The organism is Arthrobacter sp. E44, assembly GCF_041877125.1.
In the GTDB taxonomy this organism is placed as follows: Bacteria; Actinomycetota; Actinomycetes; order Actinomycetales; family Micrococcaceae; genus Arthrobacter.
Genome location: NZ_JBHDJA010000027.1, coordinates 1 through 17,167 on the forward strand (window position 1 = coordinate 1; position 17,167 = coordinate 17,167).

Consider the following 17,167-nt stretch of genomic DNA (forward strand, 5'->3'; position numbering starts at 1 on the left):
CCCGGGAGGGTGTGGGAGAGTAGGTCACCGCCGGAACAACTATTAACTGGTCGAGGCCCCAACCACACGGTTGGGGCCTCCCACATTTAACAACCACCCACCACCACCCAGAATCCCCAGCTCACCTCTGACGGGTAAACGGTCAACCCCCGCTCACCTTTGACCGGTAAACGATCAACCCCAGCTCACTTCTGGCGGGTAAACCATCGACCCCCGCTCACCTGGTAACGATGCCTTGAGAGCGGGCCTTCAGGGAAAACCTGCCAGAGGTGAGCGGGGGCCGGGGGAAAACCTGCCAGATGGGAGCGGGCGCCGGGGAGAACCCGCCACACGTGAGCGGGCGTTGTTGGGGAGAACCACAGTCCCTGGTTGGTGTGAAGATGGCCACGATACCGCCGCCAGGGCTCCCATCGTCCCAGGGGATTTTGCGGCTCCACTAGAATTGATGAAGATGTACGGACTTCGAAGCGCTTGATTTCGGGTTGCGTAGGAAACGAAACGAGCGGCTGCAGTTGCGCCAGTGGTCGGCTCACAACAGGAGGAATCCATATGGCCGAGCACAACGGTGGCAACCGCGGCAACGACCGCGGCGCGTTCCGCGGCAACAACAACTCCGGCGGTGAGCCCCGCGGCTTTAGGTCGCGGTCTGACCGGGACGGCAACAATTTCTCCCGCGGTGGAGCTACCGGAGGCGGGGAGCGTAAATCCTACGAGGATCGTGACCGGAAGCCTTATGGTGATCGTCCGCGTCGTGATGGTGAGGGTGACCGTCGTGGTTTCGGTGGCGGCGGTGATCGCGATCGTAAGCCCTTTGGTGATCGTCCGCGTCGTGATGGCGAGGGTGAGCGCCGCCAGTTCGGTGATCGCGATCGTAAGCCCTTTGGTGATCGTCCGCGTCGTGATGGCGAGGGTGACCGTCGTGGTTTCGGTGGCGGCGGTGATCGCGATCGTAAGCCCTTTGGTGATCGTCCGCGTCGTGATGGTGAGGGTGACCGTCGTGGTTTCGGTGGCGGCGGTGATCGCGATCGTAAGCCCTTTGGTGATCGTCCGCGTCGTGATGGTGAGGGTGACCGTCGTGGTTTCGGTGGCGGCGGTGATCGTGACCGTAAGCCTTATGGTGATCGTCCGCGTCGTGATGGTGAGGGTGACCGTCGTGGTTTCGGCGGCGACAACCGCAAACCGTTTGGCGACCGGCAGGAACGTGCGCCCCGCAGCTTTGACCGCCGAGACTCGCGTGCCGAGTCCGGCCGCGGCGCAGGCCCCCGCGACTCCGGCTCCCGCAGCTTCGGCCGCGACCGCCAGGAGGAACGTCCCGCGCGCGTGCCCAACGCCGCGGACCTTCGCAGCGCCAACCGCCCGGACCGGGAACGCTCACCCGAAATCGACGAGGACGTCACGGGCAAGGAGCTCGATCGCGCCACGCAGCACCAGATCAAGACGCTCGAGTCCAAGAGCGCGGAATGGGTGGCCCGCCACCTGGTCATGGCTGGCCGCCTGATTGATGACGAGCCCGAGCTGGCCTTCCAGCACGCCCTTGCCGCCAGCCGTCGCGGCGGACGGCTGGCTGCCGTGCGTGAAGCCGTTGGACTGACTGCTTACGCTGCGGGCCACTACGGTGAAGCGCTCCGCGAGTTCCGCACCTTCCGGCGCATCAGCGGCTCCAACGTGCATCTGCCCGTGATGGCCGACTGCGAACGTGGCCTGGGCCGGCCCGACCGCGCCCTGGACGTTGCCCGCTCGGAGGAAGCCCAGGATCTGGATGCTCCCGGCAAAGTTGAACTGGCCATTGTTGCCGCCGGCGCACGGACCGACCTGGGACAGCTGGACGCGGCAGTGGCGGAGCTCGAGATCCCGCAGCTGGATATCAACCGTGCATTCTCCTACAGCCCCCGTCTGTTCCGTGCCTACTCCGAGGCACTTGCTGCGGTGGGTCGCGACGACGAGTCGCAGAAGTGGGGCCGGCAGGCTGTAGTGGCGGAAAATGCCCTGGGCCAGGGTGCGGATGAGGAACCTGACATCATCGACCTCGGCTGGGACGAGGAAGAAGAGGCCCGGGAAGAGGCTGAACGCCGCCGGATGCTGGACCGTGCTTCCAAGGCTTCCGGAGCTGAAAGCGGCGGCGATACCGGCACCGATACAACGGCAGCCGACCACGAGGTCACAGCTACTGAGAGCCCACGCGCCACCGAGGCGAAGGCTGCCGAGGACGGCGGCATCGATGACCAGGAGGCCGACTACTTCGTCTCTGACGACGCCGAATCGGACCAGGACTCGGTGGAACACGACGAGCTTGACCCCGCAGCTGCGCACGAGCCCGGCAACGGGGACCAGGGGGAAGACCAGGGCGCCGCGGAACACCACCACGACGGCGCGGACGCCTTTGCGAATGAAGAACGGCGGGACTGACCACCCATGACTGACGTTTCCCTGGTTTCCCGCTTCGATGCCCTGCTGGCCGACCTGGATGGCGTGGTGTATGCGGGACCGCATGCAATCCCCGGAGCAGTGGAATCGCTGAAGCAGCTCTCCGGGCTGGGCATCGGCTTGGGCTACGTGACGAACAACGCCTCCCGTTCACCTGCGGAGGTTGCAGCCCACCTTCGCGAGCTTGGTGCGCCCGCCGAGGACAACCAGGTGGTCAGTTCCTCGCAGGCGGCGGCGGACATGCTGGCGTCGCTGCTGGCTCCGGGGTCACGGATCCTCATCACTGGCAGCCCGGCGCTGGCCCGGGAAATCGAGCTGGCCGGTCTGGTGCCAGTGGGCAGCCAGGACGAGGAACCGGTGGCGGTGGTGCAGGGCTTCAGCCCCGGCATTGGCTGGAAGGAGCTGGCGGAAGCCACCTATGTGGTGAACGCCGGCGCCCTCTGGGTGGCGACCAACACGGACATGACGATTCCACAGGCTCGGGGGATCGCCCCGGGGAACGGCACCCTGGTTGCTGCTGTCGCCGCGGCTACTGCGCAGCAGCCCAAGGTCGCAGGTAAGCCGGAGGCGCCTTTGTTCCACTCCGCTGCCAAACGTCTTGGGGCCGAGCGTCCGCTGGTGGTGGGGGACCGGCTGGACACGGACATCCTGGGCGGCAACAACGCCGGCTTCGCCACCGTGGCGGTGCTGACCGGCGTCGACTCCCGCGAAACAATCCTTGCGGCGCGTTCCGCGGAACGACCCAACTACATCATCGGGAACCTGACGGACCTGCACCGCCCGTACCCGGACGTGACGCACGACGACGGCACCTACGTGTGCGGCGAAGCGACGGCACGCGTGGCCAACGGAGCGGTGGGCATCATCGGCAGCCAGGACAACCTGGACTCCTGGCGGGCGGCCTGCGCTGCCTGGTGGGCGGAGACGCCAGAGGCTGCAACCCCGCAGGCACCCAAGCTGGTGTGGCTCAATCACTAGACTGGTTCCATGACTGAGCTGACCGAACCGGACGACTCGACAGCCCAGCCTGCCCCGGAGTGGCCGCAACCCGTCGCCCGGGAGAATGGGCAGCACATCAGCGATCCGCAGGTGGCACGGGCCGTGGCAAGGCTTTCCGGGATCCCCGGCCTCCCTGCGGCTGACCACGAAGCTGTCTACAACGGGCTCCACGACGAACTGCTGGCAGCCCTGAACAGCGATCCCATCGACCAGGTCAGGGCGGCAACCGGCCGCGCCGGCGGGGCAGCCTGATGCCGGTCCGCCTCGATCAGGCCCTGGTGGCCCGCGGCCTGGCACGGTCGCGCACGCACGCAGCCTCGCTCATCGCCGAAGGCAAGGTCACCTCGGGCGGCAACGTCCTCGCCAAAGCCTCCCTGCAGGTTGACGAAAGCCGGGACCTCGCTGTCCAACTTGATGACCAGGACACCTACGCCAGCCGGGCCGCCCACAAGCTGGCTGGCGCCCTGGACGCCTTCCCCGAGGTGTTGCCGCAGGGCAAAAGGTGCCTCGACGCGGGTGCCTCGACCGGAGGTTTCACCGACGTCCTGCTTCGGCGCGGCGCCGCGCACGTGGTGGCGGTCGACGTCGGGCACGGCCAGTTGGTGCCACACCTCCGCAACGATCCCCGCGTGGCCGTCCACGAGGGGATGAACGTCAGGTACATGGCCCCGGCCGACATTGGCGGCCCCGCCGCCCTGACCGTGGCGGACCTGTCCTTCATCTCCCTCACCCTGGTGGTGCAGCCGCTGGCGGACTGCACCGAACCGGGCGGCGACCTGGTGCTGATGGTCAAGCCGCAGTTCGAGATCGGCAAGGACCGGCTGGGCCGCACCGGGGTGGTCACCTCGGAGCGTGAGCGGCGGATGGCGGTCGAAAAGGTCGCCAAGGCAGCGCTCGACGCCGGGCTGGACCTTTGCGGCCTGGCGCCCAGTCCGCTGCCCGGACAGGACGGAAACGTCGAATACTTCCTGTGGATAAAACGCAGGATCAGCAAAGACTTGCCTAAGATCGAAGAGCGAGAGGCAGCAGCCGCTGCGTTGCTCGGACAAATCTGGCCGAACCACTAGAGAGCGGAACCTGATGAGCAGGCGTGTACTGGTCCTTGCCCACACCGGCCGCGAGGAGTCACTGAAAGCCGCCTGGGAAGCCTGCGCCCTGCTGCACGCCTCGGGCATGGTCCCCGTGATGCAGGAATCCGAGCTGGGGGACATGGAGCGGTTCTTCGGGCACCTGGCCCAGCCGGTGGAAGTGCTCCACGACCACGTGCAGCTGCCCGATGTTGAACTAGTCATGGTCCTCGGCGGCGACGGGACCATCCTGCGGGCCGCCGAACTGGTCCGCGAGGTGGATGTCCCGCTGCTGGGCGTTAACCTGGGCCACGTGGGGTTCCTGGCCGAAAGTGAACGGGCGGACCTGGCCCAAACCGTCGAGTGGATCGCCAGCCGCGAGTACACGGTGGAAGAGCGCATGACCATCGACGTTCAGGTCTGGGTCCGTGGCCAGAAGATTTGGCACACCTGGGCTTTAAACGAGGCCGCCATCGAGAAAGCCAACCGTGAACGGATGCTGGAAGTGGTGACCGAGGTGGACGAACGTCCGCTGACGTCCTTTGGCTCCGACGGCATTGTCCTGGCCACTCCCACCGGATCCACGGCCTACGCGTTCTCCGCCGGCGGACCCGTCGTGTGGCCGGAAGTGGAGGCGCTGGTGATCGTGCCCATCAGTGCCCATGCGCTCTTCGCCAAGCCGCTCGTCGTGTCGCCCCGGTCCAGGCTGGCAGTTGAGGTGCTGGGCCGGACCGACGCCCAGGGGGTCCTGTGGTGCGACGGGCGGCGCTCGGTGGACCTGCCGCCCGGCGCCCGCGTGGAAGTGACCAAGTCAGCGACCCCGGTCCGGCTGGCCCGCACCCACCAGACCCCGTTCTCGGCACGCCTGGTCCGCAAGTTCGAGCTGCCCATCCACGGCTGGCGCGGGCCACTGCCCAAGTCCGACGCCGTACACACCGGCCCCATCCCCGTGGTGCGCACGCCCCGGCCCATGCCGCCGCTGCCCGTACCGCACGTTGAGAACCCGGACAGCGATCCCGATCCGTCGACTGCAAAGTGAATCCATGCTTGAAGAACTGAGAATCCGCGATCTGGGCGTCATCACCGACGCAACGCTTCCGCTCGGCCCGGGACTGAGCGTGGTGACCGGTGAAACCGGCGCCGGAAAGACCATGGTGGTCACCGCCGTCGGACTGCTGCTGGGCGCCCGCTCGGACGCAGGGGCCGTCCGCAGCGGTGCGAAGAGCGCCACCGCCGAAGCCGTGCTCAAGCTTGAGACCGGACATCCCGCCGTCGCCCGTGCCCTCGAAGCCGGCGCCGACGCTGAGGAGTTCGACGGCGGCACTGAACTGATCCTGGCCCGCCGGCTGGGTGCGGACGGACGGAGCCGCGCGTTCCTTGGCGGCCGCGCCGCACCCGTGGGCGTCCTGGCCGAGATCGGCGAATCGCTGGTGGTGGTGCACGGCCAGACGGACCAGATCCGGCTCAAGGGCGCCACGGCCCAGCGCGAAGCCCTGGACAAGTTCGCCGGCGAGGCACTGGCCAAACCGCTGGCCGCATATAAGGACCTGTACAGCCGGTGGAAGGCCAGCCAGGCGGAGCTGCATGCCCTGCGCAGCGCCGCCCGTGACAGGCTCCGCGAAGCTGAATCCCTGGAGGCGGCCCTGGCGGAGATCGATGAGGTGGACCCACAGCCGGGGGAGGACGAGCTGCTCAAGGCCGAGGCCGTGAAGCTTGCCAATGTTGAGGAACTGCGAATTGCCGCCAGCACAGCGCACCAAGCCCTCATTGCCGAGGACTTCGGCGAGGCGGGTGACGCCACCACCCTGGTGGACTCGGCCAAACGGACCCTTGAACACGTGGCCGAGCACGACGCCGAGCTGGGATCTGCGGCCGCGCGCCTGGCCGAGGTGGGCTTTCTGCTCAACGACATCGCCACCGAGCTGGCCAGCTACCAGGCGGGCCTGGACTCCGAGGGCCCGGAACGGCTCGCCGAGATCGAAGACCGGCGCGCTGCCCTGGCCAAGCTGGTCCGCAAATACGCCCCCACCATCGATGAGGTGCTGGAGTGGGCGGAGAAGGCGCGCGTCCGGTTCGACGAGCTGCAGGACGATTCGTCCCGCATCGAGGCCCTGGACGGGGAAGTGGTCCGCGCCGAAGCGGACCTGAAGAAGCAGTCGGCGGCCATCAGCAAGATCCGGGCCAAGGCCGCCAAGGACCTTTCCGCCCGGGTCAGCGCCGAATTGAAGGCCCTGGCCATGGCCGACGCCACCCTGGTGATCAACCTCGACCCCGCCGCGCAGCTGGGCCCTTACGGCGCGGACGAGATCAGCTTCCTGCTGCAGCCGCACTCGGGCGCCCCGGCCCGGCCGCTGGGCAAGGGTGCCTCCGGTGGTGAGCTCTCCCGGGTGATGCTGGCCATCGAAGTGGTGCTGGCCGCCGTCGATCCCGTCCCCACATTCGTCTTCGACGAAGTGGACGCGGGCGTGGGTGGGCGCGCCGCCGTCGAGATCGGCCGGCGGCTGGCCATGCTGGCACGCCACGTGCAGGTGCTGGTGGTCACGCACCTTCCGCAGGTGGCCGCCTTCGCGGACCAGCACATCACCGTGACCAAGACATCGGTCAGGGGAGCCGACGGCGGCACCGCCACCGGGTTCACCTCCAGTGACGTCCGGCTGCTTGACGGACCGGAGCGGGTGCGTGAGCTTGCGCGCATGCTGGCGGGCCAGGAGGACTCGGAATCGGCGCAGGCGCACGCCCAGGAACTGCTGGACGACGCCAAACTCCTGCCGCAGCGGGCCTGAGCGGGACGGCTCTGGCCACCCACGGGAAGGCGCAAATGATGATAGGCTCGAATTCCGTGGTGCAGCGATCAAATTCCCGTGTAAATTCCCGGTTCCCGGGCTCCTCCAAGACGACCAAGCATATTTTCGTCACTGGCGGTGTGGCGTCCTCGCTCGGTAAGGGACTGACGGCCTCCAGCCTTGGTCATCTACTGCGGGCACGCGGCCTGTCGGTCACGATGCAGAAGCTCGATCCCTATCTGAACGTGGATCCGGGCACGATGAACCCCTTCCAGCACGGTGAGGTCTTCGTCACGGACGACGGCGCCGAGACGGACCTGGACATCGGGCACTACGAACGCTTCCTCGACGAGAACCTCGAAGGTTCTGCGAACGTGACCACGGGGCAGGTGTACTCCACCGTTATCGCCAAGGAACGCCGGGGCGAATACCTCGGGGACACCGTTCAGGTCATCCCGCACATCACCGATGAGATCAAGCGCCGCATGCGGCTGCCCGCCGAGGGCAAGAACGCCCCGGACGTGATCATCACCGAAATCGGCGGCACCGTTGGCGATATCGAGTCCCAGCCCTTCCTGGAATCCGCCCGCCAGGTCCGCCAGGACATCGGCCGGAACAACGTGTTCTTCCTCCATGTCTCCTTGGTGCCCTACATCGGGCCTTCCCAGGAACTGAAGACCAAGCCCACGCAGCACTCCGTGGCCGCGCTGCGCTCCATCGGCATCCAGCCCGAGGCCATCGTGATCCGGTCGGACCGCGAAGTGCCTGAGGCCATGCGGGAAAAGATCGGCCGCATGTGCGACGTCGACATCGACGCCGTGGTGAACGCCGCCGATGCCCCCAGCATCTACGACATCCCCAAGACCCTGCACGGCCAGGGACTGGACTCCTACATCGTCCGCGCCCTGGACCTGCCGTTCAAGGACGTCGACTGGACCAGCTGGGACCGCCTGCTCGAGGCCGTGCACAACCCCAAGCACCACGTCGAGATCGCCCTGGTGGGCAAGTACATCGACCTGCCGGACGCCTACCTTTCGGTCACCGAGGCGCTGCGGGCCGGCGGCTTCGCCAACGAGGCCAAGGTCAAGATCCGCTGGGTCCCGTCGGATGAGTGCGAGACCCGCGAAGGGGCCATCAAGGCCCTCGACGGCGTTGACGCCATCTGCGTTCCGGGCGGTTTCGGCATCCGCGGCCTCGAAGGCAAGCTGGGCGCGCTGAAGTTCGCCCGCGAAACCAAGCTGCCGGTCCTGGGTCTCTGCCTTGGCCTGCAGTGCATGGTGATCGAGTACGCCCGCAATGTGGTGGGGCTGGAAGGCGCCTCCTCCAGCGAGTTCGAGCCGGATTCAAAGTACCCCGTCATCGCCACCATGGAGGAGCAGCTGGAGTACGTCGAGGGCCGCGGCGACCTTGGCGGCACCATGCGCCTGGGCCTGTACGAAGCCAAGCTCGACGAAGGATCGGTCATCGCCGGAACGTACGGCAAGACCACCGTCAGCGAACGCCACCGGCACCGCTACGAGGTGAACAACAAGTACCGCCAGCAGATCGCGGATAAGGGCCTGGTCTTCTCCGGCACTTCCCCTGACGGCAAACTGGTGGAATTTGTCGAGCTGCCCGCCGACGTCCACCCGTACTACGTGGCCACGCAGGCGCACCCCGAGCTGAGCTCGCGGCCCACGCGCCCGCACCCGCTGTTCGCCGGCCTGGTCAAGGCTGCCCTTGACCACCAGAACGCCAACCACCAGGGTGCAGGCCAGGCCGCAGCCGACACGGCGGCGGCCACGGACGGCGAGCCTGCAGCATCGGGTAGCGTTACCGCTAAGTAGTCAAAAGAACACAAAGGACGGCGCGATGCCTGGTACACCTGAAGCCACCCCTGCCAAACAGGTTTCGGATGCACCAAGCCCGCGCCGTCTTTTGTCGTCCGAGAAGGTCTATGAGGGCCGGATCTGGGACGTCGTCAGCGACACCTTCCAGCTCTCCGAGTCCGGGGACGCCCTCACCCGCGACTACATCGACCACCCCGGGGCGGTCGCGATCCTGCCCATGAACGACGAAGGCCAGATCCTCCTCCTGAAGCAGTACCGGCACCCGGTGGGCATGGACTTATGGGAAGTCCCCGCCGGCCTGCTGGACGTCGAAGGCGAAGACTTCGTGGTGGGGGCGGCACGGGAACTTGCCGAAGAAGCGGACCTGGCGGCCGGGACCTGGAACGTCCTGGCCGACGTCTTCAACTCCCCGGGATCCTCCAGCGAAGCCATCCGCATCTACCTGGCCCGGGACCTCACCGAGGTGCCGCACCACGAACGGCACGAGCGGACGGACGAGGAAGCGGAGATTGAGTTCCACTGGATCAGCCTGGACGACGCCGTGGCCTCCGTACTGGCCGGCCGCCTCCACAACCCGTCGGCCGTCGTCGGGATCCTTGCCGCCGCTGCCGCCCGGGCCGGCAACTACCAGGACCTCCGCCCCGCTGACGCCCCCTGGCCCGCCCACCCCAGCCAGCGCTGATGGTCCCGGGTCCCTCGGCTGAAGCAGTACCGTCCCTCGAACCGGCTCCGGATGCAAAAGCTCCCGGTGCTGCCCCAACGGAAATCCCGGCCGCTATCGACCGGGGAATCACGGACTACCTCCAGCACATGGGCGTGGAACGGGGGCTGGCGGCTAACACACTGGCGGCCTACCGCCGCGACCTGGCCCGGTACGCCCGCTACCTCGCAACCTCAGGCTGCACCCGGCCGGAAGACATCACCCGGCACCATGTCACCGGCTACGTCCGCGCCCTCGCCGACGGATCCGACGGCGGGTCCACCCTGGGCGTGCGCTCGGCAGCCCGCACGGTGGTGGCTGTCCGGGGGCTCCACAAGTTTTGGGCCCTGGAGGGCTACACGCCCGCGGACCCTGCCAGCGAAGTCCACCCGCCGATGGCCGGCAAGCGGCTGCCCAAGGCCATCAGCGTCGATGAGGTGACCCGCATCCTGGAAGCTGCCGGAACGGACACCGCAACGGGACTGCGGGACCGGGCCCTCCTGGAATTCCTCTATTCCACCGGCGCCAGGATCAGCGAAGCTGTAGGACTGGACGTGGACGATATCTCCCTGGCCGAGCCCGGATCCGGGCCGGCCGTTGTCCGCCTGTTCGGCAAGGGATCGAAGGAACGGCTGGTGCCGCTGGGATCCTACGGCGCCCGGGCACTGGATGCCTACCTGGTCCGCGGCCGGCCCCCGCTCGCAGCGAAGGGAAAGGGCACCCCGGCACTGTTCCTGAATGCCCGCGGCGGCAGGATCAGCCGGCAAAGCGCCTGGACCATCCTGAAGGCGGCGGCGGAGAAAGCCAACATCACCCGGGATGTCTCGCCGCACACCCTGAGGCACTCGTTCGCCACCCACCTGCTCGAAGGCGGCGCGGACGTGCGCGTGGTGCAGGAACTGCTCGGCCACGCCTCCGTGACCACCACCCAGGTTTATACGCTGGTCACGGCCGACACCCTGCGCGAGGTCTACGCCGCGGCGCATCCGCGGGCGTTGGGCTGAACAGGGTCCTGACGCGAGCCTTGGATTGATTCCCACGATAATTTTCCCGCTGCTGTAAGAATCAGCGCTGCCCGCGACACTTAGTCTTCAGGAAGAAGTCATGACGTGTCCGGGGGGAAAACTATGTTGGCAGCGGACGAGCAGGCATTCATCGATCTGCATTCCCGGCATTCGGGTCGGGTCTACCGGTACATCGCCTGCCGCATCAGTGACACGGGCCGGGCCGAGGAGTTGGCGGCCGATGTGTTCCGGATCGCCTGGCAGAAGCAACTTCCGGAGCCACCCGGCATCGGCTGGCTCCTCGCCACGGCCCGCCACGTGGTCGGCAACGAATACAAGGGCCGTCGCCGCCGCCAGGAACTTCTTGATCGGTTGCGGGACGAGGCACGCAGCAATCACCCGCAGGAGAATACCGGGGAACAGGCGGCGGTGGCAGAGGTACTCGGCCGCCCCCGGGAACGGGACCGGGAGATCCTCATGCTCTGTTACTGGGATGACCTGACCATCCCCGAACTTGGCCAAGTCCTTGAATGTTCCGCCTCAACGGCTGCCGTACGGCTTCACCGTGCACGCCGGGCGTTCGCCAAAGCAGCACCAGCTCAGCTCATGACCGAACGGAAGGACTAGCCATGGATCGGATCGAGCAGTTGATGAAGGCAGCCAAGCCCCGGCCCACGGCACCGAATGGGGTGGCCGGAGGCGACGCGGCACGCGGGTTGGGACTCATCGGGGACATGGAAGTCGTCCACCTGGCCGCGCGGGCACCGGAACGCGGCACCCCGCGCGGACGGACAGCCGTCCGCGCGGCTGCTGCCACCGTGCTCGCGGCTGCAGCTGTGGCCGGCGCGGTGTACCTGGGCGGAACCATGGCACAGAGGCCCATGCCCGGCCCTGCCGGGGTTCCCTCGGAGCCGTCCGGAAGCGCTGCAGCACCCACCCAGTCGGCCACGCCGCCGGCCAGTGAACAAGCCCATGCCACCGCGCCACCTTCCACCGCCCAACCGGGAAACCCTGCGGCTGGCGGCTTGAGCACCGGCGGCGTGCCCTGCACGCCGGCGAACATCGACCAGCTGCGCAACGACCAACAGCGCTCGATCCTGCCGATCCCGGCGGCGGAGCAGCGCTACTACACCGTGCTCGGCTGCGCGGGCGGTTGGCTCTCCTACACGATCTCCGATGAGGGGGCGCGGGCCCTGCAGCTCGACGGCGGCAACGCCTGGTTCCGGATCGCCAAACTACAGAACGACCGCTTCCTCTGGGACGTCCGCCAACCCTGGGCCACCGTCTTGAACTGGGACTTCCAAGCGCTGAACAACCAAGGCCTCACGCCCCAGGAAGCGATGGACCTTGACTTTGCCGCCAAAGGTCTTCCGGTGGAGCTCCGGCCGCAACTGGTTGGTCAAGGCCCGGCGGCCGGATAGCGTCAGGGCCTCCCGGCATCTATAGGGTTGTGCACATGAACTTCTCCCAGGTCACACTCTGTTTCCTCCTGCGGGAAGGCCCGGCCGGGGCTGAAGTCCTGCTCGGGCTGAAGCAGACAGGCTTCGGCAAGGGCAAGATCGTGGGCATCGGCGGCCACGTGGAACCGGGGGAGACAGACGCCCAGGCGGTGATCCGTGAGGTACTCGAAGAAACTGCTGTAGTGCTCCGCCACGAGGATCTCGCCGACGCCGGAACCGTCCGCTTTGTCTTTCCGGCGCGGCCGGAATGGAACATGGCCACCCGGCTCTTCACGGCGCGCACCTGGCAGGGGGAGCCGGCCCCCAGTGACGAGATCCTGCCTGAATGGTTCAGCGTGGCGGCCCTGCCCGTGGAGCGCATGTGGCAGGACGCCGACCATTGGCTGCCCGTGGTGCTGGAAGGCGGCCGGGTCAACGTGGTGGTCACCATGCACACCGACAACGAGTCGGTTGCCTCGTCCGAAAGCCGCCTGGAGTAAGTCCGGCAGCGTCCCCGCCGTTTAACGTTCGACGGCGGGTGGCCACCTAAGTGGCCGCCCGCCGTCGTAATCTTCCTGCCAAGAGCTACGGTAGGTGCCGTTCCTCCACGCCGTTGTATTCGCTCAGCGGCCTGATCAGCGAGTTGGCGTCCAGCTGCTCCATGATGTGCGCGGTCCAGCCGGTGATCCGGCTGGCCACGAACAGGGGAGTGAACGTGGGGGTGTCGAAGCCCATCAGGTGGTACGTGGGTCCCGCCGGGTAGTCGAGGTTCGGCTTGATGGCCTTGGCCTCGTCCATCGCCGTTTCCAGCCCGTTGTACAGGCCCAGCAGTTCGGGGCGGCCGTAGTGGGCAATCATCTTGTCCAGGGCCGCCTTCATGGTGGGAACCCGGGAATCGCCGTGCTTGTAGACGCGGTGGCCGAAGCCCATGACCTTCTTCTTCTTCGCCAGGGCGTCTTCCATCCAGGCCTTCGCCCGGGCCGCAGCCTCCTCGAGCGACTCCTCCTGCCGGATGCCGATCTCATCGAAGGTGTGCATCACGGCCTCGTTGGCACCGCCATGCAGGGGACCCTTCAGGGCCCCGATCGCTCCAGTCACTGCCGAGTGCAGGTCGGAGAGCGTTGAGGTGATGACCCGGGCCGTGAAGGTGGATGCGTTGAAGGAGTGCTCGGCGTACAGGATCATCGAGACGTTGAAGGCCTCCACCACTTCGGGGACCTGTTCCTCGCCGAAGGCCATCCACAGGAAGTTCGCGGAGTAGCCCAGGTCGTCCCTGGGTTCCACGAGGTCCTGGCCGTGGCGGCGGCGCTGGTCGTAGGCCACCACCGCAGGCATGGCCGCGAACAGGTCCACTGCCTTGGCCATGTTGGCTTCCCGGGAGGAGTCCTCGGCCAGCGGATGCCGGGCGCCCATGACCGATGCTGCCGTCCGGCAGACATCCATCGGGTGGGAGCTGGTGGGCAAAGCATCAATGACCTGCTTGACCACCGGGTCCAGGGCGCGGCCCTCGCGTTCCTTCGCCGTGAATTCCGCCAGCTGCTCCTGGGTGGGCAGTTCGCCGTTCCAGAGCAGGTAGGCCACTTCCTCGAAGCTGCAGCGGGCGGCCAGCTCCTGGACGGGATAACCCCGGTACAGCAGGGAGTTGGTGTCCGGGTTGACCTTGGAGACTGCGGTGTAGTCCACCACGACGCCGGCAAGGCCCTTTTTGATCTCATTTTCAGCCATGCTGAAACTCCTTTGTTCCTAAAGCCTGTTTTCCTGGAGCCGTTGTCCGGCTGCTGCCGGCATTCCGGCGTTCAGGTCTGGGTGTCAGATGCCGGGGATCTGGAAGTTGAACACCCCGGTGTCAAAGCGGTTGTAGGCCTCATAGTCGACGAGTTCGTAGAGCCGGGCACGGGTCAGCATGCTTGGGACCTGTGCCTCCTGGGTGCCGTCGGACTTGATCGATTCCAGAGTACGCTCAGCAGCACCCATGGCACTACGGAGCAGGGTGACCGGATAGATGATCATATTGACCCCGACGCCGGCCAGCTGGTCCACGGTGAACAGGTCGCTCTTGCCGAACTCGGTCATGTTGGCCAGGATCGGCACGTCCACGGCGTCCCGGATGGCCTGGAACTCGCTGAGGTCCTTCATGGCTTCCGGGAAGATGGCGTCGGCTCCGGCTTCAACCAGGGCCTTTGCCCGCTGCTGGGCCGCTTCCAGCCCGTCGGTGGCCCGGATGTCGGTGCGGGCCATGATCAGGAAGTTCGGGTCCCGGCGGGCGTCCGCGGCGGCCCGGATCCGCTTGGTGGCGGTGTCCAGGTCCACCACGTTCTTGCCGTCCAGGTGGCCGCAGCGCTTGGGGTTGAACTGGTCTTCGATGTGGCAGCCGGCCAGGCCGGCGTTTTCGAGTTCCTGCACCGTGCGGGCCACGTTCATCGGCTCGCCGAAACCGGTGTCCGCGTCCACGATCGAGGGCAGGTCGGTCATGCGCGCAATCTGCCCGGCACGGGTGGCCACCTCCGTGAGGGTGGTCAGCCCGATGTCCGGCAGGCCCAGGTCGTTGGCCAGGACGGCACCGGAAATGTAGACGCCGGCGAAGCCCTTTTCCTCGATCAAGCGGGCGGAGAGCGGGTTGAACGCGCCCGGGAACTGCTGGATGGTGCCGGAAGAGAGCAATTCCCGGAAGCGGATCCGCTTCTGTTCCGGGGTGGTTTTGGAGTACAGCATCAGAAGAGTCCCTTCGGTGCCGCGGCCAGGTCGATGACGCCCGGGGCGGCGGTGATGTTGAGCTGGTCCAGTTCGCCGGCGGCGAGTTGGGGGAGGCGTTCGACGGCGGCGAGGAACCTTTCGATCTCCGCCTCCTCCACCAGGCCCGTGGCGAGGGTACGGAACTTGTTGACGTACTGTTCCCGGGCGAACGGGCGGGCACCCAGCGGGTGGGCGTCCGCGACGGCTATCTGGTCCGTGATGACGGTGCCGTCCTTGAGCGTGATCTCCACGGAGCCGCCGAAAGCCTTCTCGGAGATGTCCAGGGAGTGGTAGCGGCGGGTCCATTCCGGGTCTTCCACGGTGGTCACCTTGTGCCACAACTCCACGGTGTCCGGGCGGGCAGCGCGTGCCGGCGCGTAGGAATCCACGTGGTGCCAGGCGCCATCCTGGAGGGCGACGGTGAAGATGTAGGGGATGGAGTGGTCCAGGGTTTCCCGGCTCGCGGTGGGGCTGTACTTCTGGGGGTCGTTGGCGCCGGAGCCGATCACGTAGTGCGTGTGGTGGCTGGTCTTGATCAGGACGGACTCCACGTTGGTGGGGTCGGTGACCTCCGGGTTCTCGCGGTGGAGCTTGCGTGCCAGGTCGATCCAGGCCTGGGCCTGGTACTCGGCGGAGTGTTCCTTGGTGTAGGTGTCCATGATGGCGCGCTTGGCTTCCCCGGGGGTGGGGAGCGGGACCATGTAGGATGCGTCCGGCCCGTCCAGCATCCACGCGATGACGCCGTCTTCGCCCTCGTAGATGGGCACAGGGGAGGTCTGGCCGCGCATGGCCCGGTCCGCGGACTCGATGGCCATCTTGCCGGCAAACGCAGGGGCGTGGGCCTTCCAGGTGGAGATCTCGCCCTTGCGGGACTGCCGGGTGGCGGTGGTGGTGTGCAGCGCCTGCCCCACCGACTGGAAGATGGTTTCGACGTCGAGGCCCAGCAGGGTCCCGATGCCTGCTGCGGCGGAGGGGCCCAGGTGCGCCACGTGGTCGATCTTGTGCTTGTGCAGGCAGATGGCCTTGACCAGGTTGACCTGGATTTCATAGCCGGTGGCAATGCCGCGGATCAAGTCGTGGCCGCTGGAGCCAACGTGCTGGGCGACGGCCAGGATCGGCGGAATGTTGTCCCCGGGGTGGGAGTACTCGGCCGCGAGGAAGGTGTCGTGGTAGTCCAGTTCGCGCACGGCCACGCCGTTGGCCCAGGCCGCCCATTCCGGCGCCACCCGCTCCTCGATGCCGAACACCTTGGAGCCCTGGCCGCCGGTGGTGGGCCCATGGGTGAGTGCCTGGGCACGGGCCGCGACGATGGGCGCCCGGTTCAGGGAGGCGATGGCCACCGAAGCGTTGTCGATGATGCGGTTGATCACCATGTCGGTCACCTCATCGGAGACGGCGACGGGGTCCGCTGCCACTTGGGCGATCTTGTACGCGAGCTGGTCCTCGCGGGGGAGGTTTTCTTCGCTCTTGTAGACGCGGACGTGGTGTTCCTTAACCATGATGCTCCTTTGGGTGGGATGCGTGGGTTGCTTTGACGTGGGAGAGGCTTCGGTGCAGGTGGACGATGGTGGCTGCTTCTGCCAGCTTCGGGTTGCCGGCAGCGATCGCCTCCGCGATGGCGGCGTGTTCGGCGGCCGCGGCGGTCAGGCGGTGCGCATCGTCGGCTGCCAGGCGCCGGATCCGGACCAGGTGGACGCGCAGGCTGCGCATGGCCTGCGCCAGGTAGGAATTGGAAATGGCTGCGTCGATGGCGGTGTCCAGCCGCCCGACCAGGTCGTAGTAGTCATGGAGGCCGGGCTCACCGCCGCTGATCAGATCGGGCGCCCGGAGCAACTCGTGCTGCAGGCGCTGGAACGTTGCGGCGTCACCGCGCCGGGCGGCCAGTGCCGCGGCCCTGCCCTCAAGCGTTTCGCGCAGTTCGAAGAGTTCGTCGATGTCCTCAAGGGAAATGTCGGTAACGACGACGCCGCGGCCGCCCGCCGTCGTCAGTCCCTCCGCTGTGAGGCGACCCAGCGCTTCCCTCAGCGGTGTGCGTGAGACGCCCAGGCGTTCAGACTGTTCAACTTCGGCAAGGACCGTTCCGGGCGCCAGGCGCCACTCGATGATGTCGTCGCGCAGGGCGGCATACGCCTTGTCGCTGGCGCGCATGGCGTCCTCCTTCCTCGATAACCCGTTCAGTGTATACAGAG

At 67.0% G+C, this 17,167-nt stretch carries 16 protein-coding genes; 12 read left to right on the plus strand and 4 right to left on the minus strand.

The window, feature by feature from the left end; all coding sequences use genetic code 11:
• The first annotated feature begins 549 nt into the window (after positions 1-549).
• From ACETK3_RS18715 to ACETK3_RS18770, 12 genes are all read left to right on the plus strand, one after another.
• On the plus strand, positions 550-2,406 hold the full coding sequence (locus tag ACETK3_RS18715; RefSeq protein WP_373993352.1) for a hypothetical protein: 1,857 nt from the start codon (positions 550-552) through the stop codon (positions 2,404-2,406).
• A 6-nt stretch (positions 2,407-2,412) separates the two neighbouring features.
• On the plus strand, positions 2,413-3,402 hold the full coding sequence (locus tag ACETK3_RS18720) for an HAD-IIA family hydrolase (protein WP_373993353.1): 990 nt from the start codon (positions 2,413-2,415) through the stop codon (positions 3,400-3,402).
• A gap of 9 nt (positions 3,403-3,411) precedes the next feature.
• Complete coding sequence (locus ACETK3_RS18725) at positions 3,412-3,675, plus strand: hypothetical protein (RefSeq protein ID WP_373993354.1); 264 nt, start codon at positions 3,412-3,414, stop codon at positions 3,673-3,675.
• On the plus strand, positions 3,675-4,490 hold the full coding sequence (locus ACETK3_RS18730) for a TlyA family RNA methyltransferase (protein WP_373993355.1): 816 nt from the start codon (positions 3,675-3,677) through the stop codon (positions 4,488-4,490). Before ACETK3_RS18725 ends, ACETK3_RS18730 begins: the two co-directional genes overlap by 1 nt.
• A 13-nt stretch (positions 4,491-4,503) precedes the next feature.
• On the plus strand, positions 4,504-5,529 hold the full coding sequence (locus ACETK3_RS18735; protein WP_236801978.1) for an NAD kinase: 1,026 nt from the start codon (positions 4,504-4,506) through the stop codon (positions 5,527-5,529).
• Positions 5,530-5,533: 4 nt separating this feature from the next.
• Entirely contained in the window at positions 5,534-7,273 is a 1,740-nt protein-coding gene (gene recN / locus ACETK3_RS18740; RefSeq protein ID WP_373993356.1) for a DNA repair protein RecN, read from the plus strand.
• Positions 7,274-7,311: 38 nt separating this feature from the next.
• Positions 7,312-9,099, plus strand: coding sequence for a CTP synthase (locus ACETK3_RS18745; protein ID WP_236802829.1), 1,788 nt, complete (start codon positions 7,312-7,314; stop codon positions 9,097-9,099).
• A 25-nt stretch (positions 9,100-9,124) separates the two neighbouring features.
• Entirely contained in the window at positions 9,125-9,784 is a 660-nt protein-coding gene (locus ACETK3_RS18750; protein WP_237430229.1) for an NUDIX hydrolase, read from the plus strand.
• Complete coding sequence (xerD, locus tag ACETK3_RS18755) at positions 9,784-10,806, plus strand: site-specific tyrosine recombinase XerD (RefSeq protein ID WP_373993357.1); 1,023 nt, start codon at positions 9,784-9,786, stop codon at positions 10,804-10,806. Before ACETK3_RS18750 ends, xerD begins: the two co-directional genes overlap by 1 nt.
• Positions 10,807-10,929: 123 nt before the next feature.
• Complete coding sequence (locus ACETK3_RS18760) at positions 10,930-11,433, plus strand: RNA polymerase sigma factor (protein ID WP_373993358.1); 504 nt, start codon at positions 10,930-10,932, stop codon at positions 11,431-11,433.
• Between the two features lie 2 nt (positions 11,434-11,435).
• Positions 11,436-12,227: a hypothetical protein gene (locus ACETK3_RS18765; RefSeq protein WP_373993359.1), complete on the plus strand. Its 792-nt coding sequence runs from the start codon at positions 11,436-11,438 to the stop codon at positions 12,225-12,227.
• Positions 12,228-12,262: 35 nt separating this feature from the next.
• Entirely contained in the window at positions 12,263-12,745 is a 483-nt protein-coding gene (locus ACETK3_RS18770) for an 8-oxo-dGTP diphosphatase (RefSeq protein WP_236821763.1), read from the plus strand.
• Between the two features lie 85 nt (positions 12,746-12,830).
• Here ACETK3_RS18770 and ACETK3_RS18775 read toward each other — a convergent pair whose 3' ends face one another.
• From ACETK3_RS18775 to ACETK3_RS18790, 4 genes are all read right to left on the minus strand, one after another.
• On the minus strand, positions 12,831-13,970 hold the full coding sequence (locus ACETK3_RS18775) for a bifunctional 2-methylcitrate synthase/citrate synthase (protein WP_373993360.1): 1,140 nt from the start codon (positions 13,968-13,970) through the stop codon (positions 12,831-12,833).
• Positions 13,971-14,054: 84 nt separating this feature from the next.
• Complete coding sequence (prpB, locus tag ACETK3_RS18780) at positions 14,055-14,957, minus strand: methylisocitrate lyase (RefSeq protein WP_236801986.1); 903 nt, start codon at positions 14,955-14,957, stop codon at positions 14,055-14,057.
• Complete coding sequence (locus tag ACETK3_RS18785) at positions 14,957-16,477, minus strand: MmgE/PrpD family protein (RefSeq protein ID WP_236801987.1); 1,521 nt, start codon at positions 16,475-16,477, stop codon at positions 14,957-14,959. The genes prpB and ACETK3_RS18785 overlap by 1 nt, the downstream gene beginning before the upstream one ends.
• On the minus strand, positions 16,470-17,126 hold the full coding sequence (locus ACETK3_RS18790; RefSeq protein ID WP_236801988.1) for a GntR family transcriptional regulator: 657 nt from the start codon (positions 17,124-17,126) through the stop codon (positions 16,470-16,472). Before ACETK3_RS18790 ends, ACETK3_RS18785 begins: the two co-directional genes overlap by 8 nt.
• Positions 17,127-17,167: the final 41 nt, after the last annotated feature.